Source organism: Maridesulfovibrio frigidus DSM 17176 (assembly GCF_000711735.1).
GTDB classification, from domain to species: Bacteria; Desulfobacterota; Desulfovibrionia; order Desulfovibrionales; family Desulfovibrionaceae; genus Maridesulfovibrio; species Maridesulfovibrio frigidus.
The window spans coordinates 40,126-62,556 of the sequence record NZ_JONL01000012.1 but is presented as its reverse complement, the minus strand read 5'-3'; the positions used below and the strand labels follow the sequence as shown (position 1 = coordinate 62,556).

Annotated in this window: 18 protein-coding genes; 14 read left to right on the top strand and 4 right to left on the bottom strand. The window is 42.0% G+C overall.

What is annotated here, in order from left to right:
* The first annotated feature begins 1 nt into the window (after position 1).
* The 7 genes from BR06_RS0118320 to BR06_RS19985 all read left to right on the top strand — a co-directional run bounded on the left by BR06_RS0118320 (position 2) and on the right by BR06_RS19985 (position 14,670).
* Positions 2 to 10,492 (top strand): LPD38 domain-containing protein, encoded by a 10,491-nt coding sequence (locus tag BR06_RS0118320; RefSeq protein ID WP_031485682.1) that lies wholly within the window; start codon positions 2 to 4, stop codon positions 10,490 to 10,492.
* Between the two features lie 51 nt (positions 10,493 to 10,543).
* A complete protein-coding gene (locus BR06_RS0118315; protein ID WP_031485680.1) occupies positions 10,544 to 10,903 on the top strand; it encodes a hypothetical protein in 360 nt (119 codons plus the stop codon).
* 254 nt (positions 10,904 to 11,157) lie between these two features.
* Positions 11,158 to 11,883 (top strand): TRADD-N-associated membrane domain-containing protein, encoded by a 726-nt coding sequence (locus tag BR06_RS19990; protein WP_051677201.1) that lies wholly within the window; start codon positions 11,158 to 11,160, stop codon positions 11,881 to 11,883.
* A gap of 79 nt (positions 11,884 to 11,962) precedes the next feature.
* Complete coding sequence (locus BR06_RS0118305; RefSeq protein ID WP_211252492.1) at positions 11,963 to 12,778, top strand: pentapeptide repeat-containing protein; 816 nt, start codon at positions 11,963 to 11,965, stop codon at positions 12,776 to 12,778.
* Between the two features lies 1 nt (position 12,779).
* A complete protein-coding gene (locus BR06_RS0118300; RefSeq protein ID WP_031485674.1) occupies positions 12,780 to 13,409 on the top strand; it encodes a nucleotidyltransferase domain-containing protein in 630 nt (209 codons plus the stop codon).
* Positions 13,402 to 13,704: a hypothetical protein gene (locus BR06_RS0118295; protein ID WP_031485671.1), complete on the top strand. Its 303-nt coding sequence runs from the start codon at positions 13,402 to 13,404 to the stop codon at positions 13,702 to 13,704. Before BR06_RS0118300 ends, BR06_RS0118295 begins: the two co-directional genes overlap by 8 nt.
* Positions 13,705 to 13,974: 270 nt before the next feature.
* Complete coding sequence (locus BR06_RS19985) at positions 13,975 to 14,670, top strand: GIY-YIG nuclease family protein (RefSeq protein ID WP_051677200.1); 696 nt, start codon at positions 13,975 to 13,977, stop codon at positions 14,668 to 14,670.
* 36 nt (positions 14,671 to 14,706) lie between these two features.
* Here the strand turns inward: BR06_RS19985 and BR06_RS0118285 are convergent, their stop codons facing one another.
* From BR06_RS0118285 to BR06_RS0118275, 3 genes are all read right to left on the bottom strand, one after another.
* Positions 14,707 to 15,846: a hypothetical protein gene (locus BR06_RS0118285; protein WP_031485667.1), complete on the bottom strand. Its 1,140-nt coding sequence runs from the start codon at positions 15,844 to 15,846 to the stop codon at positions 14,707 to 14,709.
* Position 15,847: 1 nt separating this feature from the next.
* Positions 15,848 to 17,536 carry an AAA family ATPase gene (locus BR06_RS0118280; RefSeq protein WP_031485665.1) on the bottom strand — a complete coding sequence of 563 codons (1,689 nt, stop codon included), beginning with the start codon at positions 17,534 to 17,536 and terminating at the stop codon, positions 15,848 to 15,850.
* Between the two features lie 83 nt (positions 17,537 to 17,619).
* Positions 17,620 to 18,009 (bottom strand): helix-turn-helix domain-containing protein, encoded by a 390-nt coding sequence (locus tag BR06_RS0118275; protein ID WP_031485664.1) that lies wholly within the window; start codon positions 18,007 to 18,009, stop codon positions 17,620 to 17,622.
* Between the two features lie 127 nt (positions 18,010 to 18,136).
* Here BR06_RS0118275 and BR06_RS0118270 point away from each other — a divergent pair, with 127 nt between their 5' ends.
* From BR06_RS0118270 to BR06_RS20645, 7 genes are all read left to right on the top strand, one after another.
* The gene (locus BR06_RS0118270; RefSeq protein ID WP_156952746.1) at positions 18,137 to 18,415 is read left to right on the top strand and encodes a helix-turn-helix domain-containing protein; all 279 of its coding nucleotides are present in this window, start codon (positions 18,137 to 18,139) and stop codon (positions 18,413 to 18,415) included.
* Positions 18,412 to 18,735: a hypothetical protein gene (locus tag BR06_RS0118265; RefSeq protein ID WP_156952745.1), complete on the top strand. Its 324-nt coding sequence runs from the start codon at positions 18,412 to 18,414 to the stop codon at positions 18,733 to 18,735. Before BR06_RS0118270 ends, BR06_RS0118265 begins: the two co-directional genes overlap by 4 nt.
* Positions 18,736 to 18,877: 142 nt before the next feature.
* Positions 18,878 to 19,294 carry a helix-turn-helix domain-containing protein gene (locus BR06_RS20975; protein WP_051677199.1) on the top strand — a complete coding sequence of 139 codons (417 nt, stop codon included), beginning with the start codon at positions 18,878 to 18,880 and terminating at the stop codon, positions 19,292 to 19,294.
* On the top strand, positions 19,282 to 20,031 hold the full coding sequence (locus BR06_RS0118250; protein ID WP_031485656.1) for a ParA family protein: 750 nt from the start codon (positions 19,282 to 19,284) through the stop codon (positions 20,029 to 20,031). Before BR06_RS20975 ends, BR06_RS0118250 begins: the two co-directional genes overlap by 13 nt.
* The gene (locus BR06_RS0118245) at positions 20,018 to 20,362 is read left to right on the top strand and encodes a hypothetical protein (protein ID WP_156952744.1); all 345 of its coding nucleotides are present in this window, start codon (positions 20,018 to 20,020) and stop codon (positions 20,360 to 20,362) included. Before BR06_RS0118250 ends, BR06_RS0118245 begins: the two co-directional genes overlap by 14 nt.
* Complete coding sequence (locus BR06_RS0118240; protein WP_031485653.1) at positions 20,359 to 20,886, top strand: hypothetical protein; 528 nt, start codon at positions 20,359 to 20,361, stop codon at positions 20,884 to 20,886. Before BR06_RS0118245 ends, BR06_RS0118240 begins: the two co-directional genes overlap by 4 nt.
* Positions 20,886 to 21,230 (top strand): helix-turn-helix domain-containing protein, encoded by a 345-nt coding sequence (locus BR06_RS20645; protein ID WP_031485652.1) that lies wholly within the window; start codon positions 20,886 to 20,888, stop codon positions 21,228 to 21,230. The genes BR06_RS0118240 and BR06_RS20645 overlap by 1 nt, the downstream gene beginning before the upstream one ends.
* On the opposite strand, the gene BR06_RS0118230 is transcribed toward BR06_RS20645, so the two are convergent.
* Positions 21,211 to 22,317 carry a tyrosine-type recombinase/integrase gene (locus BR06_RS0118230; protein WP_031485651.1) on the bottom strand — a complete coding sequence of 369 codons (1,107 nt, stop codon included), beginning with the start codon at positions 22,315 to 22,317 and terminating at the stop codon, positions 21,211 to 21,213. The genes BR06_RS20645 and BR06_RS0118230 overlap by 20 nt on opposite strands.
* Positions 22,318 to 22,431: the final 114 nt, after the last annotated feature.

Below are 22,431 nucleotides of genomic sequence, written 5' to 3'. Positions count from 1 at the left end.
TATGGATATGAATACACTTTTCGATCAGGCTGTCAGTGAACTGCAAGCAGAAGGAAATAGAAAGAATGTAATGCCGGACTCTCCTGAAAAGGGAAGTCCGGTTTATTCTTTTGAAACTACAAATCAGAATGGTCCTGAACTAATTCCAAAAGATTCCCCAGCTGGTGATGACGCAGGATATGGATTCGGAATGTTTGATCCACTTGTCGCTCCTGTTGTTGAAATGGGGCGCGGTGTTGCTGCTGGCCAAGCCGGACTTGGTGAATCGTTCGGTGGCGGTATGCAATGGCTGGGTAACCGCATTGGAAGTGATTCTGTTGCTGAAGCCGGTGAGTCGATCGCTGACTATTATAAGCCTGTGCGTGAATCTTACGCAGCTCCTAAACGTCTACAAGGTAACGTGATGGATGATCCATCACTTTTAGCCAAGGGCGATTGGTGGACTTCTCAGATTGGTAATCTTGCGCCTTCACTTGGCGCGGCCATGATTCCTGGTGCGGCAGTGGGTAAGCTTATTAATATTGGTGGTAAGGCTATGAGTCTAACCCCGCAACTTATCGAGCGGCTTGCGCGGATCGGGCAGGCTGTTGGAGCTGGAGCAGGCGGTGGTGCTATGGAAGGTTCCAGCACATACCGTGAAGTTTTAGAGAAAGGCGGCAGTGAAGAGGAAGCAGCTCGTGCTGGTGAAATGATGTCTTTGGCCAGTGCGGGGCTGAATGCAGTTTCATTTGGGAAAATGTTCTCCAAAGCTGGGCAAGGTGTTGCAGCTAAAACAGCCAAGCATGTTAGTTCTGGGGCTGTCGAAGGAATTAGCGAATGGGCAGAAGAGCCGACTGAGTCTATTTCAAAGGATCTTGCTCATTATATAACGACCGGGGAAATGAAACCCGGTGTTTTTGAGCGCGTGAAGCAGGCCGCCAAAGAAGGTGTGAACGTTATTGGTCCGGCTGCACTGACAGGCGCAGGCGGTTCGGTCATGTCTGGTCCTGCCGGATTGTCTGAGGAAACCAAGGTTTCTGATGATAAGATGATAGCCAACATCGAACAGGTTAAGCAGGGAATGACTGTTGATCTGCTTGCTGATGATAAAACTGTTCAACCTGAAAAAGCCGCTGCGCCCGATACCCGTACTCCTGTTCAAAAAATGAGTGAGTTCTATGGAAAGCAGGAAAAAATACTTGGCAAAGAAACGCTAAAAGAATCCGGACCGATAGATTTAATTGATTCTGAGCACGAGACTCCGCAAGGTATGGCTGGCCTGAAAGGTGACATTCAGGAACGTTACAGATTCAAGCCTGAACCGGAGCTTGAGGTCCGCATTGAGCGTGAAATGGCAATGCGCGATGGCTGGCGGCCATCGTCTTTTGATGATTCAAGTTCGCTGTCACCTTCGCAGGAGCCTGATGTTTATACTCCGTTTGAACGGGAAGATCTATTTAGAGGCGCGGATCCGGAGGTTGTGTCTCAGCCTGATTATGATCTTCAGCAGCATGAAGGAGTGAGTTCTAACAGAGATCAGGGCGGATCTCTGGAAGACGTATGGGATATTGCCGTGCGTGAACTGGAACAGCTTGAAAGTCCGGAGGTTATTGAAGCGTCAGGGCAGCAAGACGCTTTGCCGTTAAACCGTCCAGACGTCCAGACGTCAGAGCTTGATGCTTTGCCGGAGCTGGGAAGTGAAGACGTTTTTGATACTGCTGTTCAGGAATTGCAAGACGAAGTTACAGGCGGTTTGCCGTCAGAACGTCTTGACGTCAAGACGGCAGGCTTAAAAGGTAATGAATCTGTGCTGGAACATACAGACGGGCAAGATGCAATTAGGTATGAAGTTCGAGAACTTGAAGACGTCGTGCCTTCTCATGACGTTCATAAAAATTTTATCAGACATCCTTCATATCCTAAAGAAGCGCAGGAACGCCCTTATCACTCTGATGCAGCTGAGCAGCAAAAGGTTAAAAAACATGCTTCACCGCTTAAGCCTCGTCACTTTATAAATGATAATCCTACAGCTGCAAGTGGTCCTCCGATTATTACTTCTGATGGAATTACGCTTGGCGGTAATTCCCGTATTATGTCTTTGGCTCTCGCTTATGACCAGGATAATGGCCAGTCTACTAAGTATAAGAATACGCTAAGACGAAAGGCTAAACAGTTTGGCCTTAAGCCTGAAGAGCTCAAAACAATGAAAAATCCTGTTTTGGTTAGAGTCCTTCAGGATGAAGTAAATGACCTTTCCAGATCCTCCAGAATCTACAATCAGGATTTTACTCAAGGATTGGATCCAAAAGCTGAAGCTGTTTCGCGTGGAAGGATGCTCTCCAGAGATTCCCTTGCTAGTCTTGGCCGTGGACTCGGTTCTTTTGATACTTTGCGTCAGTTTCTTGATTCAACAAGATCAACTGATTTTGTCAGTAGTTTAAAAAATGATGGTGTAATTGAGGATACACAGCATGGACGTTTGTTCAACAAAGAAACCGGACTTTTAAACAGTGATGGAAAAGATTTTGTTGAGTCTACCTTGCGTGGTGTTGTGGTTGATAACTATGATGTTCTTGATATGGCTCCTCCATCTGCTTTAGCTAAGTTGGATAGAGCTTTACCTGCCCTTATTCAGGCAAATAGTAGAGGGGAAGGTTGGAGTCTTAATTCCCCTATTCAAGATGCTTTAAGGATTGCCGGAAAAGCCAGAAGTGAATCTATTTCGGTTAAGCAGTTTCTTAATCAGGGACAACTTATTGAAACTGTTCCCGGCTTAAATGATAAGAAGACAAGAGTTCTTGCTGATGCGTTGGGAGCAAGACAATGGGAAGGTGTAAAAGCACAGAAGTTCCAGTTTTTTTGTGAAGAATATGCAAAATTTGCAAGTATGACGGATGGCGGTCAGGGGCTACTTCCCGGTGTGTCTATTCCGAAGCCGGAAGAAAGTTTTGACAAGGCTTTTATTGAGAGTATAAATGACAAGAAGGAGATTATTAAAGATGTATCAAGTACCTCAAGCCATTTGGAATCAGATAGCTCAGACTCAAAAACTCAGAACCAACTGGGCGAAGGGACTGTTTCCGGCGAGTCCGGAACTGGCGGATCTAGTGATTCAGGAAATGGAGAACGATATGGAGAAACAGGGTTACTTGAGCAAGACGATAACCTCCTACACTCAGGTTCTACCTCTTCTACTGGAACGGGAAGCGATAACAGCATATCTGGAACAGAGCGGCCGGATGGAACTGCGGAACGCGCTTCCGGAACTGTTGAGCCTGGAAGAATCCATAGAACTGATGACGCTGGAAAATCGACTGACTCCAGAGCATCAGGAACAGCTCAGGGATCTAAGTCCGGATTATCCAGCGAACTCTCTGGAAGTGTGGGCGATGCCCTTCGAAAAACATCTACAGATCAACATTTACCGTTAGCCGATAAAGTCCGTCTTCAACAAGAAGCGGATTCCTCCACTCAGGTTCGCACTGAAGATCTAAGCAATATTCGCGAAACTCTTCCCGTTCTCTTTTCGGAGCAACAGGAAGACGTTGCCAAAGCTGAAGCACGTTTTTCCAATACTAAAGATGATACAAACCGTGGAATCATTTTCACCAACGGGACTGGTACGGGAAAAACGTACACCGGACTCGGTGTTATGAAGCGTTTTGTCCGGCAGGGTAAGACAAATATAGCCGTAGTTGTTCCGACCGATAAAAAAGCTCAGGATTGGATTGAAGACGGTCAAAATCTTCACCTTGATATTACCCAGCTTGAAGGTCTTAAAGATTCTGGTGAAGGCATTATTGTCACAAGCTATGCTAATTTTGGGCAGAACGAAGCCTTGTTTGCTCGTGACTTTGATCTTCTCGTATTCGATGAATCCCACAAACTTTGCGAAAATGCTCAGGGTAATGATACCCATGCTTTGAATATGATGCACAGGCTGGCTGGACCAAATCGTCCTGATATCAGTGCTAGAAAAGTCTTTCAAAGTGACATGCTGAAGGAAGCCAAAAAGCTAAAGGATTTTAAGCTCACTGAGAATTTTGAAGAAACTCCTTGGAACATCCCCGACAAATATCTATCTGAAGCACTGCTGAAGCGCATCGATGACAAAGTAGCCCGCATCATGAATACCAAGGTTGTATTCCTTTCTGCTTCTCCTTTTGCCTACGATAAAACGATTCGTTATGCGGACGGTTTTTTGTTTGATAGCGATATGGGTAAAGGTGGCGACACCAACAGTTCATATAACAGTGGATCGAACTGGGATCAGTTTATGATGAGCAAGTTCGGCTACAGAATGCGCTACAATAAACTTACGACTCCTGAAGCCGGTGTTGATTCCGCATTGATGGAAAGGGCGTTCAATGAGTGGTTGAAAAAGAAAGGTGCGCTTTCCGGTCGGAGTTTGAATCTAGATAAAGATTATTCACGGCAGTTCGTAGATGTTCCGGCTGAGCTGGGGCAAAGGATTCAGTCCGGGATCGAATCCATGTGGGATCATAAAAAATATCCAGCCTTATCTGGAATAGTACATAAGGCTTTTGACTACCATTACACCATGAGTTTGCTGGAGGCATTGAAAGCCAAGAATGCGGTTGAGAGGGTTCAACAGCATCTGGATATTGGCCGAAAGGTTGTTGTTTTCCATTCTAGAAATAAAGGTCTTCCGGATCATCCATTTAATCGAGCACGATTTGCAAGGTTTGCAAGTGGTGATCCCAAAATTATGAAGCAGTTTGATGCTTGGGCTGCAAGCAATCCGGCATATTCACGGATGGATCTGCGTGGTCTTTTGAATGTGCGCGATGAAATGAACAAGGCTTTCACTGATAAGGCTGCATTCTTTTCCGGTAAAGAGTCTAAGAGGGATCGAATTAAAGCTGTTAATGATTTCAATGACGATCGGAGCGGTGTTGATGTCATTGTTGTTCAGAAGGATGCAGGGAAGGAAGGAATTTCACTGCATGATAAAGCTGGTGAGAAACAGCGCGCTCTAGTTTCGCTTTACCTGCCCACAAAGCCCACTGATGCAATTCAAACTGAAGGACGGATATATCGCCTCGGCCTAAAGTCAGACGCAGTTATTGAGTATCTGAAGACTGGGCTTTCTTTTGAGTCCAGAGCGTTTGGGCAGAAAATTTCTGAACGTGCCGGAGCAGCTGAGAATCTTGCAATGGGTGATCTTGCCCGTGATCTGCGTACTGCTTTTCGTGAAGGATATCTTGATTCATCTTCAAGCTCTCCCAGCATGAAACAAGGGCAGGGAGGCAAAGAGTCAGATTCATTTAGCGGCAAGTCTTCTCCATTCGATCAGGCTAAAACCCATTACTATTCCCAGCAAAAGCGGACCTCACGCAACAAGGCCAGAGAAGGCGCGGACTATTTCGCTACTCCTGAACCGCTAGGTTTTAAGATGGCTGAATGGTTAAATCTGTTGCCTGGGCAATCTGTTCTGGAGCCTTCAGCCGGACATGGCGCTATTGCCAGGTACTTTCCTGAATCAGCTGAGATAACGGTAGTTGAACCTTCTGACGAATTGTTTTCCAAGATGTCTGTTATTTGTGACGGGCGCAAAATCAATGATCAGTTTGAAACTCTTGCGGCCGTAAATAAGTTTGACGGGATCGCCATGAATCCGCCGTTTGGTAGCGGTGGCAAAATGGCGGTTGATCATCTTGCCAAAGCATTCATTCATTTACGTGAGGGTGGCCGAGTTGTTTGTATTCTCCCTGAAGGTCCGGCGGCAGATCGCAAGTTTGATAAGTGGTATGAATCTGAGGAAGCAGAGCACGCGCATAAGGTTGCCGAATTCGGTTTACCTCCTGAGACTTTCGGTCGTGCCGGTACTAAAGTTAAAACCAGAATCGTCATAATTGATAAGGTTAGCGAAGGTGCTGAGAATTTACAGACCAAATCAAGAATTGATTTTAACGCTGGCAAAGTTGAAGAACTATTTGAGCGGATTCAGGACGTAACAGCTCCAGAAAGATTCGTTAAGACAGTTGATAGCGAGACTATATTTAATGATGCCGGTCTTGAACTGGAAAGAATTACGAATTCAAAAGGTGGTTTCTGGGTAGTCACTGGCGAGACGTATGCTAACAAAAAAGTTCTGAAGGATGCCGGAGCCAAATGGAACAGAACCGAAAAGGGCTGGGCTTTCTATCAGGGTGAAAATCCGCTTGAAAGTATAGCTCAAGAACTGGATAGACTTCCGGCTTCACTTGGTGATATTGATCTCGTTAAGCGGAGTAGTTATGAAAACCCACGAAGAACAAGACGAACAGATATTTACGCGGAAAAAATCCGCAGGGAATACGGACTCGAATTCGCAGATGGATCCATCTTCGAAGTCGACCCGGTTGACTTGCATGTTTCCGTTTCCAGATCCAGAGGAAGTAGCAGAGCAGGAGGCAGCCAGACTCGAGAGGCTGAAAGTCAGTTCACAGAAACGCAAGGAATTCCGTCCGGAACAGATTCTAGGGGCGGAAGAAAGCGAGAGACTGAAACAGGAAGCCTGCCAGCAGCATCAGTAAAGAGTGAGTCAGGAGTAAGAACTGGTGATTTTGCTTTGTTGGACAAGCTTGCTGGTTTGTTCGGTAAGGAAATTACTTATGTAGCTTCTGATCTACCTATTCTCCCAGGTGATGCTCATGCGGATCTAAAACAGGGCGTTGTCTTTATGCGCCCAGATGCCAATGAACCCCATCTTTTCCTTCTTGGTCACGAAATAATCCATTTTTTAAAGCGTGATGCCCCGGCTCTTTACAATAAATATCTTATGGTTGCTCAGTCTCAGCGCAAAGGTGAAGCTTGGCGTGGGTTTCATAAAGATATTGACGCCACGACTAGAAAAGCGGGTGGAAAGGGGTTGTCTTCAGGGCAAGCTAATGAAGAGCTGCTTGGCAATTTATCCGGTGAACAGTTCATGGACCCTGATTTCTGGCATGAACTGGAAGCTGCAAACCCTACTCTTTTTCGCCGTGTAGCTCGTAAAATACGCCGCATGATTGATAAGGTTCTGGCTGTGTTTGGTAAACATGATCAGTCGAGCCGTTATTTTAGAGATATTCAAAAAGTCCGTGATTCCCTTGTTTCCGTACTCGCAGAGTATGCAAGCCAACAAAGCGGCAAGCCGTCCGACCGTCAAAGCGGCACAACGTCAGGACGTCAAGACGTCAAAGCGTCTAAACGTCAATCCTCAGATTCTGATAATCCAATCCATTTCTCCAAGACATCCACTATTCGTAATCCTACTTCTGTTAGATCCGTGCGCGGAGCTGTGCAGGAACTTCAGGCACGAGCTGAAAACGCGCTGCCTTTGGAAGTGGTTAGTCTTTTCGAAGATCTTCCTGAACATATCCGTAAGGCATTTAATGCGCAGGGTGGCGGCTATTGTGAAGCCTGCAATGATCCTAAGACCGGAAAGGTCTGGATGGTTGCGGAGAACATTTCTTCACGCAAACGGGCCGTGGAACTCTGGATGCATGAACAAGGAGCGCATCACGGATTGCGTGGGCTTCTTGGTGACAGCGATTATGTGCAGATGCTCCGCAAGGTTGGGAGATCTGCAAAGCGTAGTAAAGAATTTAAAGATATAGCTTTGGATTACGATTTTGATCTTGCCACTGATTCCGGCAGAGATATGGCCAGTCATGAATATTTGGCTCAGCTTGCTGAAAAGGTGGATCAGAATAAGGTTCTGACTCAGCGTGAAAAAGGGGTGTGGCGTAAGGTTGTTGATGCCGTCATGAAATGGCTGGCCAAGCTTCGCATACGTCTGCCCGGTTCGCTGACTCGCCGTGAGATTAACCGTATAGTTGCTGATGCTGTTTTCTGGACAGTGCAAGGTGACGGTTTACATTCTCCTTCACCTAGAGGTGGAGCTGAAGCCGTTTCTTATTCCCGTTCAAATCCTGTTCGTGAATCTGCTATGGCCAAGATCGGACAAGTTAAAGAAAAAACTACCATTGGTGAACGCATAGGGCGCATTCGTGAATTTATGGCCACTGAGTTTAACCAGGGCATGTTTGATCGTTTTGATTCGCTCAAGGATCTTGATAAAGCGGCTGGAGTTACGGATATGGAAGAGTCCGCTTATGTGGCGGCTAGAATGTCTACTTCACATGCTGATCAGATTGCGGCTGTCATCGAGCACGGCGCACCTATCTGGCGTGAAGGGGCTATGGATGTTGAGGGCGAAGGGCTGGCAACGATATTTGAGCCGGTTGCACATGAGTTGGATAGATTCACTGGCTGGCTTGTGGGGCTTCGAGCTAAAAAGCTTATGGCTGAAGGGCGCGAGAATCTGTTTACCGAAGAGGAAATAGATGAACTTTGCAAACTGAATTCTGGCCGTGAAGCGCAATATGAAGCGGTTCAGAAGAAGTATATCGAGTTCAAAACCAAGGTTCTGGACTTTGCTCAGGATGCCGGAGTTATTAACGCAGCTGGTCGCACTCTTTGGGAACATGACGAGTATATTCCTTTCTATCGTATCAATGAAACTGGTGAAGAGAAGGCAAGTGTTAAGTCGCCACACGGTAGCAAGGGAATTGCAAATCAGTATTCTGGCATTCGCCGGCTACGGGGTGGAACTTCGAATCTCGGTGATCCGTTTGAAAATATCATCCGCAACTTTTCGCATTTGATCGACACTTCTGTGAAGAACAGAGCTATGGAACTTTCCATGGTTCATGCTGAGAATATCGGCATTGCAACCAATGCAGAATTTAAGTGGGAAGCACTTAAGCTGAAGGGGCAGGCTTTGCGCTCTTCCTTGGTTAAAGTGTTCGGGGATGAAGATGCTGTTGCCAAAATGACCAAGGCGCAGCGTGATTCATTGCAGACTGTTTTTAGGATGGTAAAGCCGGATGCAAAGGATGTTGTTTCTGTGCTTCGTGACGGCAAGCCTGTCTATTACCACATCGCTGATCCGCTCCTGCTCCGATCGCTGACTTCGGTAAATATGCAGAGCTGGAATAACTTCGGAATGAAAACAGCTCGGCTGTTTAAGCGGATGCTTACAACTGGAATTACTTCCACTCCTGACTTCATGGTTCGCAACCTTGTGCGCGATACGGTCCACGGTTGGGGCGTCGATCGGACTGGAACTTTTTTGCCTGTGGTCGGGTCATTCAAGGGTGCAATCAAAACTCTGAGTAAGGATGAAGACACTATTAAAATGATGGCCGCCGGAGCAGCTTTCCATGGTGGTTATGCTTTTGGGCATGATCCTGCGGCTGCAAAGCTGTTGGTTGAGAAGCTGGTAAAGAAGCATAAAATTGATCGTGACTCAATTCTCGATACTCCTAAAAAGTTGGCCAACTTTGCTAAACTGGGCTGGATGAAATGGCAGGACTTAGGTTCTGCATTTGAGAATGCGACCCGTGCGCGCCTTTATGAAGGTGTAAAGAAAAAGGGCGGTAGTCATCTTGAAGCTGCGTATGAAGCCAAGGACATCATGGATTATTCCATGGGCGGTGACTGGCTGGCCACACGGTTCCTTTGTGAAACTGTCCCGTTCTTCGGTGCAAGAATGGTCGGGCTGAATAGATTGGGTAGAGGGGCGTATGAGAATCCGTCCGGATTTATGACCAAGGGCGCAATGGTCGCGCTGGCTTCTGTGTTGCTCTATCTGAATAATCGGGATCGGGAAGAATTTAAGGGACTGGAACATTGGGATCGGGACAATTACTATCACTTCTTTGTGGATGAAAAACATTTCAGAATGCCTAAACCTTTTGAGATTGGAGCCATATTTGGAACTCTTCCGGAAAGGTTAACCGAGTATTCGCTGGATGGTAAGGACGGGGATCTGCTTCGTGAACGTCTTCAGTTTATGCTGACGCAGACATTCTCTGTAGGCACTCCGCAGATTGTAACGCCGATTCTTGAGCAGTGGGCAGACAAGAGTTTCTTCACTGGCAGAGCGATCGTTCCTATGCGTTTGAAAAGGCTTCAGCCTGGAGCGCAACGCGATCATCGTACCAGCGAGACAGCAGCTTTGATTGGTGAGAAGACAGGAACTAGTCCTAAGCGCATCGAGCATCTTGTTAATGGCTATTTCGGAACGCTGGGTGTTTACGTGATGAGCATGGCGGACATTGTAACCCGCGAAATGGTGGATGCACCGGAATTGCCGTCCAGACGTCTAGACGACATGCCGCTAATTAAAAGTTTCTTTAGATCTACACCCTCAAGGCATAGCTGCCATCTGACAGAATTGTACGACATGGTTGAGCAAGCCGATGAACTCTATTCAACGGTAATGAACTACGCAAAAACTGGCGAAGCGGATAAAGCCAAAGCTCTGGTGAAAGATCCGGATAACAGAAAGATTCTTGCTAAACGCCAGCCATACAATCAGCTACGCCGTGCGCTTGCTCAGATTGAAACTGCTATGCGACAGATTCATCGTTCCAGGAAGCTTACACCTGATGAGAAGCGGGTGCGGATTGATGGTCTTTTGGAGAAGCGGAATCTGGTTGTGAGGCGGGTTATGAAGTGATAGTTTGAATAGGCTTAGTTGTTTTTATTTATGAATATAAGGAGTGCTATTTTGGAAGAAGTTGTAGTTTATACGAAAGAAGAACTTGAAGAAGCTATGAGTAGTGGAGCCGATCAAATCATCGTTTATGGTGAATTCGCTGACAAGCTTCATAGTACAAAAAAAATTGCATTAGTTGGTGCCGCAGGCATTGCTGCAATGTTGGGTCTTGGAGGTGTTGCCGCATTAACAGGCCCGATTGGAGCTGCAGCGGTCACTTCGGTTGCCGCTTTATCTGGCATGGAAATAGCCGCAATAATACCAGCTGTAGCTATAGGGGTGACTGTTCTTGTTGCGTTATATAAAGATTATGAAGAAATAGAATTTGGAGCAGGGGTTTTGAAGTTAAGAAAGAAGCAAGTGAAGGTATGACAATATCCTAGTGTAATTATATTTGCGGACGTGTGAAGAACTTCATTTTTGTGCTTGATTGAGTTTAGTAAAAGAAATTTAAAAGGCCGGAACTATCCTTTCTTGGGTGGTTTCGGCCTTTTTTTGCTTGATGGGCTTTTGGAGAAGCGGAATTTGGTTGTGAGACGGGTGATCGGGAAGTGATTATTTGACTTTGTATGTAATATTTTTATATGAATAATAAAGTTAAACAAAGTTAAGCAGGATATTAAATTATGAGCTTGGATATAGTCGCTTCGCTAGCATCTGAATCTGTTGTAACAATTATGGCTGGATTGATATCTGCTGTCTTAGGACTAGTAACTTCTCTACTCTCTTCATTTTATCGAAAGCAACAAAAAGAGAAAGAAGACGAGATAGAAAGCATTGCTGAGAAGGCAAAATCCCAAGTTTTAAAGGTAAAAAAAACTGATGACTTTAGTAGTGGGGAAGTGGCCGGTTGCGGTATGGCTGCTGGGGGAAGGGCTGGTTTGAATAGATCCAGCGAGTTGGGGCGAGGAGTTAATGAAACGCTCAATTATGACGGAAGGGTTATTCAAGATCTTGTTAAAGGTTATCATCATCAGGCTCTTGCTCAAGCTAAAGTTCAATTTTGGTTTAGTGTAGTAGCTGCTACTGTTGGTTTTGTTTTGATAATCTATAAAGCAGCATTAATTTCACCAGATGTTTTTAGTAGCTATATGCAAATTATGCCTGGAGTTGTAATTGATGGTGTTGCGCTGTTATTCTTTAAACAGTCTGAGCAAACTAGAGAAAGAGCAACTGCTCTTTACGATAGGTTGAGGTCTGATAATCAAATGTTGAAATCTCAATGTTTAGTTGAGAGTATTGAAAATAAGGATATTTCTGCTGTTGTTAAGGCTCAGATTGCTTTGCATCTCGCAGGTTTAGATCCAAAAGAAATTGATTTATATTCTATTCTTAATGTTGATAAATTATAGAGTTGATTTTATTATAACAGGTTAGTTCTTCTTAAAAGAAAGGTTGATTTTAACATCTAAATCAAGGCTTAAATAGATTATGGATATTCTAACCGATAGCGATAGGATTATTGAAACAGATAAAAAAATAAATGAGGATCTTGCAAATATAGATTTAGCTAATAAATTATTTTTGCGGCTAGTTGTAAAGGGGAAAACTTTTAAAGAAGTTGATTTCAAATACTGTATATTTGATTCTTCGTATCTAAGAAATTGCAATTTTGATTCATGTAATTTTACTGGATGTCGTTTTATTAATTCAAATTTTAATGGTAGCACGTTTGAAGGATGCTCTTTTGATTATTCTTACTTTGATAAAACAATTATCACTAGTGAAATTCTTGATGTATGTTGTCCTGCATATGATAATTTAAAAAGTTCATTTGCACGAACTTTACGTAAAAATTATCAATCTCTGGGCGAAGTCCAGTCAGTTAATAAGGCAATAAAGATAGAACTAGAATCTACTAAGGTTCATCTACGTAAGTCATGTCTTTCTAAAGAGTCTTACTATAGGAGAAAATATAAAGGCTTTGCTCGTCTAAAATCTTTTATGAGCTATGTTAATTTTATTAGCTTAGATTTTATTTGGGGAAATGGTGAAAGTACATATAAATTGTGTAGAGCTGTGGGGCTGGTGTTCGTGAGCATCGCTTTTTTTAATTTTATATATCATACCGAATCAAAACTCGTTTCTGAATTATGGGAGTCGGTGGAGGTGGCTCCACAAATATTTTTAGGCACATTCTCCCCTAAAAGCTATAGTTCTGTATCCTTAACAGTGATAAAATTCGTTCGACTAGTTATGTTTGGATTTTTTATGTCAATAATTCTTAAAAGGTTTAATAAAAGATAAAATGCACATTTATGCTTTTGGGTCAGTCTGTCGAGGTGAAATTGATTTAAGTTCTGATATTGATTTGTTGGCCATTGTAGACACTAATTTGTCTCGCATTGATCCGCTAACATTTTCTATCTATTCACCGGAAAAAATTAAATTACTTTGGAAGCAAGGAAATCCTTTTGCATGGCATCTTTATTATGAATCTAGGCTGTTGTATTCAGAAGATGGTATAGATTACATTGAGTCTTTGGGCATGCCGAATAAATATACTTCTTCGATAAGTGATTGTAGGAAATTCTACAATATTTTCGAAGTTGCTAGGGCTACTGTAAAAATAACTAATAGTCAGGTGTTTGAGCTTTCAACGCTTTTTTTGGCAGTAAGGAATCTAGCAACTTGCTATTCGTTGGCCTTAGGTACTAAACCAACTTTTTCGAGAAATTCGGCTTTGGAGTTGGCTGAAAAAAGTTTGATCATTTCCAAGAACGCATATGAATGCTTACAGTCTGCACGGATTCTTAGTGTTCGTGGGGTAGGAAGTGTTCCATCTAGAGAATTGATTTGTGAAACGATTGATTCTTTACCTATCGTTGATGATTGGATGAGAAGATTGATAAAGGAGGTAGATAGTTTTTATGGGTGATTTTAAAAGTCGTCTTAATAAACAACGGTGTGTTTTAACGATCATTAATGATCGTTTTTTAGATAGCAGCGAACCTCTTTTTGGTTTGTCGCAGAATTCAATTTCTAGGTGGGTGCTAAAGAATAAATTGGATCAAAACGACAAATTGGTCTTGTTGATTCAAGGATTATCTAGCAGTCTTCTTTTTTTGGCGAACCAAAGTCAGCAGCAGATAACTGGTGAGTATGTTGAACTTGAAAATGCAGTGAATAGGCAGATTGAAGGATTAGAAGACTACTTTTGTTCAGAAAATTAATTGTAAATCACTCAAGTATTATGAAATGAATATTCAGTGTGTTTCATGTGAGTCGGAAAGTCTTTTTGAGTGTATGATGTAGAGTCTTTAACTATTGCCGCTTTATGTGTTGATGGTATTGAAATATATCTTAATAAAGATATAGCCGGAACTGCCGTCGTGCGTTCCGGCTTTTTTTGTTGTCTTGCTGATTATGGTGAATATTGTTTAAAAATAGGTTCTTGTTGGCATACAATCTTGTGAGTATTCTCGGTGTAAAGGACTGCTATAATGCGCTATTTTTTTAAGTTATTATGGGACTGGATTTTTGGAGTATGTGGTTTTGTCTTTGCAATATATTGTGGTTTGATATTCGGGGTAAATATATCAGACTTGATAATTACTCCATTGCTAGGTCAGGGGTTTGAATCCATTGCCGAAATTGTTGGGGTTATCTTGGTTTTGTGGGGATACTTTAAAAGCTATAACCATCTTGAATCAAGGTTTTTTCCTGTTTCAGTCAACCGAAGTATGCCTGATGTGAATATTCAGGAGAGAAAGGCTGTAGAGGATGACATTGTAAAACCAAAACTGCTTACAAATAAAAATGTCGTTTTTACTCCAACTGCACGGCAAGTTTTTACCCCTAGCGCGTGGCGTGAAATTGAATATGAGGGCTGTGTGTATTGCCTTTCTAATCCCGCAATGCCGGGATTGTATAAAGTTGGATATACAAAGCATTGTCCACATAGAAGAGCAGAAGATCTGTACAAAGGCCGTGACGGGAGTGGGACAGGAGTCCCTATGCCTTTTAAGGTTGAGTTTTATTTTAAGTGCATGGAGCCATTCCAGACCGAACAGTTACTTCATGTCAAACTAGATGCTTGCAGAATTAACCGCAAAAGAGAATATTTCAAAGTTGATCTGCATGAGCTGGAACAGGTGTTCTATGAGAATGTTCCTGATCCGTTTGAATTTAATCGCTAGATATGGATAGTATTTCTCGTATTATTTCTTAAAAATTTATGAAAATCGATATTCTGGTTGAACAATTGACCAAGTAATTATTTTCTTAGCAATGGTTTCCCATTCTTTTTGAATATTCTCGCGTAATGAGTATTGTTCGTCATTATTGATTATATCAATAGAGTTATCTAAGATTTTGCTTCCAATTCCTCCGCAGTAAGGTTGCTTGCAATTTCTATTAAGGCAACCTGTACAGTTTGTCATGCAACCCGCAGGTTTATTGGCAATTTGGGATAAAAAGTCATTTGCATTTGGATCAATTCCTTCAAGCTCTTTTCTCCAAAACTCGAGATGAAGTTGATCTCTATTTTTTGAAAAAGACCGTCGATTAATTCCTTTTTTGCAGTCAAAAAATTGTGCGCCCTCGTTACTTAAACTTTTATAAGTATTAAAATTATCAGTTTGTTGAGGATCGATTACTTTTTCGATGACTTCCGTTGGGATCAAATTTTCAGCCTCTTTTACTTCTAAGATGTAGAAGTCGGATATAAATTTAGCTAAATCTGAATTGTTATGCTCGTCTAAAACTGATTTAGCCGTTTCTTTAAAGTTACATTCGGGGTGAGATTTATCAGAATCAACAATGCATAAGCAATTTTTATCTTGATTGTTAAAAGTTTCTTTAAATACTGTCCCTGTGCTGTTGCCACCGCCATGTTTTAGTTCAAAATCAAAATCTATATTTTGTCCGTAATTTTTGCAATAACACTGTGTCATTCTCTTATAAAATTTACCGTCTACCAGATTTTCTGTTAGCAGCACGCTTTTACCAAAAAAAGATTGATCGAGTTTAAAAATAGGTAATGTTACTACAGTATGATTTTTGTCGTTAATAATGATTTCGGGTTCACATTCTAAAACAATTTTGATGTGTCTACTTGTTAATTCTATAAATGATCCTGTAGATGCAAAGTTTTCTCTTAGGTATTCAAGGAAATAACCCGTCGGTTCTGAAAATTTTCCGCAGTCAATTAATGATTCTATAATTTCAATATCTTCAAAAAAGATAACATTTTTTCCATCGCTAGCATTTAATAGAAGAGCCTCGACCTTCTTTAAACATTTCATGGTTAAATCACGATTTCCGGTCTCATTTTTAAGAAAATCAGATATGCTGGAGTCAATTTCAAAAATCATTTTAAAATCGCTCCGGAAGAAAGAAATTAGCAGGCCAGTTATTTAACATTCCTTTATCATTGAATTTGGCAATGTCTATGTTTGATTCGTAGCCGTTTTTATTGTCGAATATAACTACGTTTACTGAGTCAGGAGTAATGTTTTTTTTAGCTATGTGTTGACCAATTCTATTAATAAGTGACTTGCTATGAGTTTCGATAATTAGTTTTATATTTGTTTCTTTTAAATGATTTGAAGATATCAGTTTTACTAGTAAATCCGTAAAATGACCTATCATTTTAGGGTGTAGGTGCAACTCTGGCTGCTCAATAGCGAATGTTTCGTATCCAGTTTCAAAGATTATGTCTTTATGATCTTTAGTAGTTTTGAACCAAAGTTGGATAATAATAGGCAGAAGTTGAGAATAACCAAATCCTATGTCAGCAATATTTATGTAAAAATCAGATTTATTCTCTTTAAGTTCAATAGAAAGATGACCTGATTTGTATGTTGTTTTAAGTTTTATATCAAAATTGTTGTCGGTCCATTCTTCTAAATTCTTTTTTTGCCTGTTGGTTAGATTGTCAAGGAATATTGCTGTATTTTTACCTTGCGGATCTATGTTATGGACAGCTAATTCTTGATGGCGATAGTACCTTTCTGGAGAAGCTCTAAAAGGACTTATATAGTTAATTCTTTGAGAGTATAATTTAAAATGGTTACCAATAAAATTTACCATACTCATAAAATTTTCAAACAATAAAGCATTGTTAACGCTTTGAAATTCTTTGGAATCGGTAGTCCACGTTTTAGCTTTTTTAATCCAAGTTTTAGTTTTTAGAAAATCGTTTTTACAGCTTGATAAGGTGAAAGATTTGGATCCGATTGATATGGAGCGCACAATGTCGGCAATATTTTCATCACTAGTTGTATTATAGACGTGTTTCTTAATTATTTTCACCAAGCGTTCGTAACGAGATTGTTCCTGGAATTGCGGAAAGACCCAGCTATGGCTGTATATGTAATTTTTATCTAAGGATATTTTAGTTATGAGATTCGGTACTAATCCAGAATTTGTACTATATATGTCAGCTAAAAAATCTTTAAAGCTTTCATCATTAATATTGAGATCAATCAACTTCGAGTCTTCGTCAAATTTAAAGTCTAAATTCTGGTCTGCTATAGATATTTTAAAAGATTCTAAATAAGTATTACGGACATTTTTTACTTTGTTTTTTATTTTTGATATGAATTTTATAGGAAGAATTTCATTACTATTTTGATCCATAAATTTGCTTAAGTTAAAACTATATCTATAAGCATTATTTAGTAGCGATTTTTGATCAATTTCTGATTCAATAGTGAATGTTATAGAATCATTTTTAGTGCTCTTATTTCTGATTTCACCAAATTCACCAAAATCTACATAGTTTCCACAAAAAAGTATTGGAGCTTTTATGTTTTCCTCTACGCTCTGTTTAAAAAGTGGGAAGGTTCTTAAAAAGGTGCTTTTCCCACTGCTATTTTTGCCAACAAGAATAGTAATAGGTTTAATTTCAATTTTAGGTGTTTTGACAAGACTTTTTAGATTTTCAACTTGTATTGATTTCATAGTATTTGTGTATGTTAGAATGTAAAAATAATTGTTTTCAATTTCAATTTTGTTAGAGTCATTATACTTATAATTGTCAATGCTTATTCCATATTTCAATCCAACTACCTATATCAAATCCTAAAAAATTTCCCCCTCCGGTCCAAACAATCCTTTGAACCAGAAGGGGTATTCTTTTTTCTTTAACTCGCGAAATTTTCTTGAAGCTCATCACCTGAGCTTTTAGTGATGTTCAGAATCGCTTGTTGGATGGTTTCAGGGTCTGCCCCTAGCTCTTCAAGAACTTTCCGTGTTTCGTGGATTCTGCGAATTATAGGATCTAATTCTTCTTTAGCTCTTTTAGAATAGTACATTTCACCACGGCCAAGCAGCAGCCAATCAATACTTATATCTGCAAAAGTACCCCAGTTCGCCAAAGTCTTCGCTTTAGGCAAAGCAGTACCACCAACATAAGTGGACATACTTTTTCCTGTAACATCACCTACTTTGGCAAATTCACCCTTGTTCCATTCTTTAGAATCTATGATCTGTTGAAGGCGTTCTGGGAAGCCATCTCCTATAAAGTCTTTCATAAATCTACTTTTCTTCTTGATTTTTAGTAGTAAGTTGGATAATCACAACTTTAGAGTTAAATTAATATTTAGTTACTCGGGGTGGCCTTTGAACAAACACCCTGTAACCGATAACTTGGGAGCACTTTTGTCTTTAGCACTAAACGATAATCTCAGTCAAAGCAGAAAGCGTGCTTTGGATGCATGGTTTGTGGCCAATGGAATTAAAAAAAAGGATGTAGCTAAAGAGCTAGATATTACTCCTCAGCAGCTGTCCCAGTTTTTGAATAGCCAGTACACAAAGCTATCTGTTTACGAGAAACTTTGCAGTGTAGAGTTAGGTGAAGAGGGTTTTAAAATTCCAAAACATCTGGTTCCTCTACCTACAAAAGCTCAAAAGACCGGCCCAAAAGCGAGGGTAGCATGATGCAAGGTAGTGGAATTGACGTTTCCCTAACCATCATTTGTTGTACGCTGGCTGCTGTAGTTATTGCTGCGATTGTTCTGTCTTTTAAGAATCGCAAAGAAGCGCACGCTACGGACCTTCTCACTGCCACCAGCTTCTCCCGCAAACGCAAAAGTCCCCTTACTGAAAATGTATCTGTAGCCATGTCTGCAAAGATGAAGGATGACCTCCTTAAAATTTCAGGTGGACAGCAATCAAAATACATTCGCGCTTCTGTGCGTCTGGCTCTCCCGACACTTAAAGATAACCCCAGTATAGTAGATATTCTGGACGGTGATTAATGGCAATGTTGGGTTTTCTAATCATAAAGCCATTATTTCAGGTGGTTATGTTTGCAGATTTGGCAAGTTTTATTTCTGGCCGGAAAATGGAAGTGATTCTGTATTCCGGCGAGGAATAAAGCAAAACAAAACGGAGGTTTTCATGCTTATGAGAGGCACAATCGAATTTGAAGCGGTACTGCTGAGGCTTGGTGAAGCGTTTCTTATAGAAGGAAGACCGACTCAGGTTAAGCTGGCTGAAGCTTTGGGAATTCGCCAATCGTCAATATCTGATGCCAAGCGTCGGAACTCAATTCCGGCAGAGTGGTTTGTTAAAGCTCTTGAGATCGGCGGCGTGGATCCAGATTGGATTCGAACAGGTGAAGGCCCGAAGTTCAGAGTTCTATCTGATGAAGCCACGGGAGCTTTGACCATTACTGAGCTGAAAAAAAGGATCGCTGAGGAAAACCAGCGGGAAATGTCTTCACAGGAACTGATGGATGCTTTGCTGGTAAAATTGCCAGGAGCATTCATTAGTATTCAGTACGGTGGTCAGGGTGGACAGTCATGCGGAAAATAGCCGTTTGTTTGTCAAAGGGCGGGGTAGGTAAAACTACTACCGCCGTTAACTTGGCTCATGGGCTGGCGCGGCGCGGTAAGTCTGTGGTGCTGATTGATCTGGATACCCAAGGGCAGGTGAGTCCGTATTTGGGTTTGCAGCCCAAATACTGTTTGACTGATGTGACTCGTGGTGTCGCGTTAGAAGATTGTTTGGTGCAGGCCCGGGAAAATTTACAGGTTATAGCGGGTGGGGCTGATTTGGCCATTCTTAAGGAATGGATATCTAACAAAGACATGAAGCGGGAAATGGCTCTTACAGAGCTGCTTGAGCCTCTTGAATCCATGAATTTTGATTACGTGATTTTTGATACATCGCCAGGTTGGGATGTTCTGAATATTAACGTGTTCTTTTACGTAGATGAATTGGTGTGTCCCATTTCTCTCATGCCTATGACTCTGAATGGAGTTGCGGAGTTCATTAAGAACTTCAAAAAGGTTCAGAAGTATCGTGAAGATATAATAATTGATCACATTGTCCCTACTTTTTTGGATGGCAGGGTGAAACAGTCGGAAGAGACTTTGATCCAGTTGCAGGATCATTTCGGTGAAATAGTGCGGGAACCAATCCCCGTTAACGTGCGACTGGCTGAAAGCTTTGGTCATGGACAGACTATTTTTGAATACTCTCCTGAATGCACAGGAGCTAAAATGTATGAAGTGCTGGTCCGCACGGTGGATGAATATGCCAGGCGGTAGCAAGAGGGAGAAGACTCCTGATATTTTGGGTAGCGTGTTGGGAGATCAGGGTGGCGGTAAGCCGTCAGAGCAGCAAAGCGACCAAACGGCAAACCGTCCAGACGTTAAACCGCTTGGACGTCCTGACGTCAAGACGGCAAAAGCTAAGCCTTACAAACTTACTATCTATGTAGATGAAGATGTAAATGAAGATTTGGAGCTGATGCAGGTAAAGCTTAAGCGAAAATTCGGAGTAGTTACCAAATCGAAATTGGTGGAAGGATCGTTAAGGATTTGTCTGAAGGATATGAAAGGTAGTGGGCTGGAAGATTTTATAAGGGAGATCTCATGACAAATAATTTAAACAACCGGCGCAAACGGCAGGCCATAACAAACAGGCAGCTTCATGTTGTGCTGTCCATGATTGATACCGGCCTTGATCTGATGGACGAGTCTGTTTGTAGATCTGCGCGCGGTCGTTCTGCTTCAGAGAAAATCCGTAAATGGTATTCTGAAGCAAAGGGGCGGCTTGATCCAATAACCAGTACCAGAGCTGACAAGGCCGTGAAGAAATCTTTCGCTCAGGTCAAAGATATCGTGGAAGTAATGTTTCCAGATAATGAATTTGAGGCCGATGAATGGATGCACTACTGGCTGGCGGTTCATATGCTGGTTTGCGATGCGCTCATTGTTAAGCTTCAAACTGGCAGAAAGAAACCGTGGCGGTATTTGGAAATGTCAGTTCTTTCCTTGATTAAGGATCTGGCCGGAGAGAGGGAGCATGAGTTGTATGAGTGTGGCGATGCGGCAACCACTGATCCGTTGCTCGGAACTGAGGTTGGAATGGCTTTAACCAATATCGTATGGAGTGAGTGATGGGCAAAGAAGAATTTGAAGCAGAGCTGTCTAAGCTATGTGAAAAACATTTAGCACCAGTCTCTTCCGGATTCCCGCAGGAAATGCAAAGTGTGCTGCGCGAAGTTGTGGGCGAAAATATGAAGCCGGTGTTTGAAATGGAATTCCTTAAGCGTAAAGAAAACCTGAATACTAATGAAGTTGCTCTTCTTTATGGTGAAAGTGCGGCTTCATTACGAAAGCTCAGGGGAGAAGGGCGTGGGCCTATGTATACTAGAAGGGGCAGTAAAATATTGTATAGAAAGTCAGATCTGGAGAAATTTTACACTTCGGGTTTGGTTAGAACTATTGACCAGCCGAGTTGAAAACTTCCTGCACCATGTTTGAGGCTTCTCGTTTTTGGTCAGGGCAGAGGTGAGCATAGCGGCTGGCCATTTCTAAAGTACTGTGGCCAAGCAGTTCTGCGATAACATAAAGCGGGATTCCTTTAGTTGCCATCCAGGAGGCGTAGGTGTGTCTAAGAGAATGAAATACAATTTTTTGGCGTCGATCAGTTATGTCGGCATTAAGCCCGAGTTCATTTACAACTCGCTCAAAGGTGGGGCTGGCTGCTTTTATCTTGTCGCCTTTTCTAGAAAAGAAAAGGTAATCGCTTGGAACTTTGTTGGGCATATCAGAAAGCATTTTCTTAACGGTGTCAGTCATCAAGGCGTGTCTATCACCTGTTTTGGCGTCAAAAATAGAGATGGTTCCGGCATCAAAATTTACATCTGCCCAGCGAATAGCTGCGATCTCTCCGAATCTCATCCCGGTGTGGAGGCTGACGGTGGCCATGGAATGTGTTTGAGGGCTGCGGTATTGGAGCTCTTCAAGCACTTGAGCTGCTTCATTAGGTGTGAAGTATCGTGTTCTACTATTATTGATAGTGGGCATTGTGATTCTAGTGACAGGGTTTACTCCGTCCCAGTGGCCCCACTTAATGGCCTTGTTGATGACTCTTCTGACCTGGGCAAGGACATGTTTAACACTCTGCGGACTGAGTGTGTCCGACAAACGATTCATGAAGGTTTGGAGAATGTCCGGTGTTATTTGATCCAGCCTGAAGTGTCCGAGAGTGTTTTCAATATGCTTGTTATGACGGTATATGTCGGTGGCCTTAGATTTTCCTTCGGTCAAATGTCTATCGCAATAATTTTGCCATGCTTTTGCATATGTAATGTTGATGATAACCGAGACAGTTCCGGTCTTAATTTTCACCAAACGCTCACTGCGCAGGTTGTTGGCCATGACAGCGGAAAAGCCTTCACTTTTCCAGCCGATCTTTTCCCATATCTTTTTGCGGTTCTTAAGCTTGTAGGTTATCTCATAGCAAATGTCAGGCTTTCCTCTGAACCTACGAGTGTCAGATTCTCTATGATAAACGCCAATATATCTTGTCTTAATACGGATCATTTTTTTGCTACCCAAATGCTACCCAAATGCGGAATTGCTACCCAAATGCTACCCTTGCTCGTAGATTCAGTAAACAATGTCTTTGAAATAAAATCAATAATATTAATGAATAGA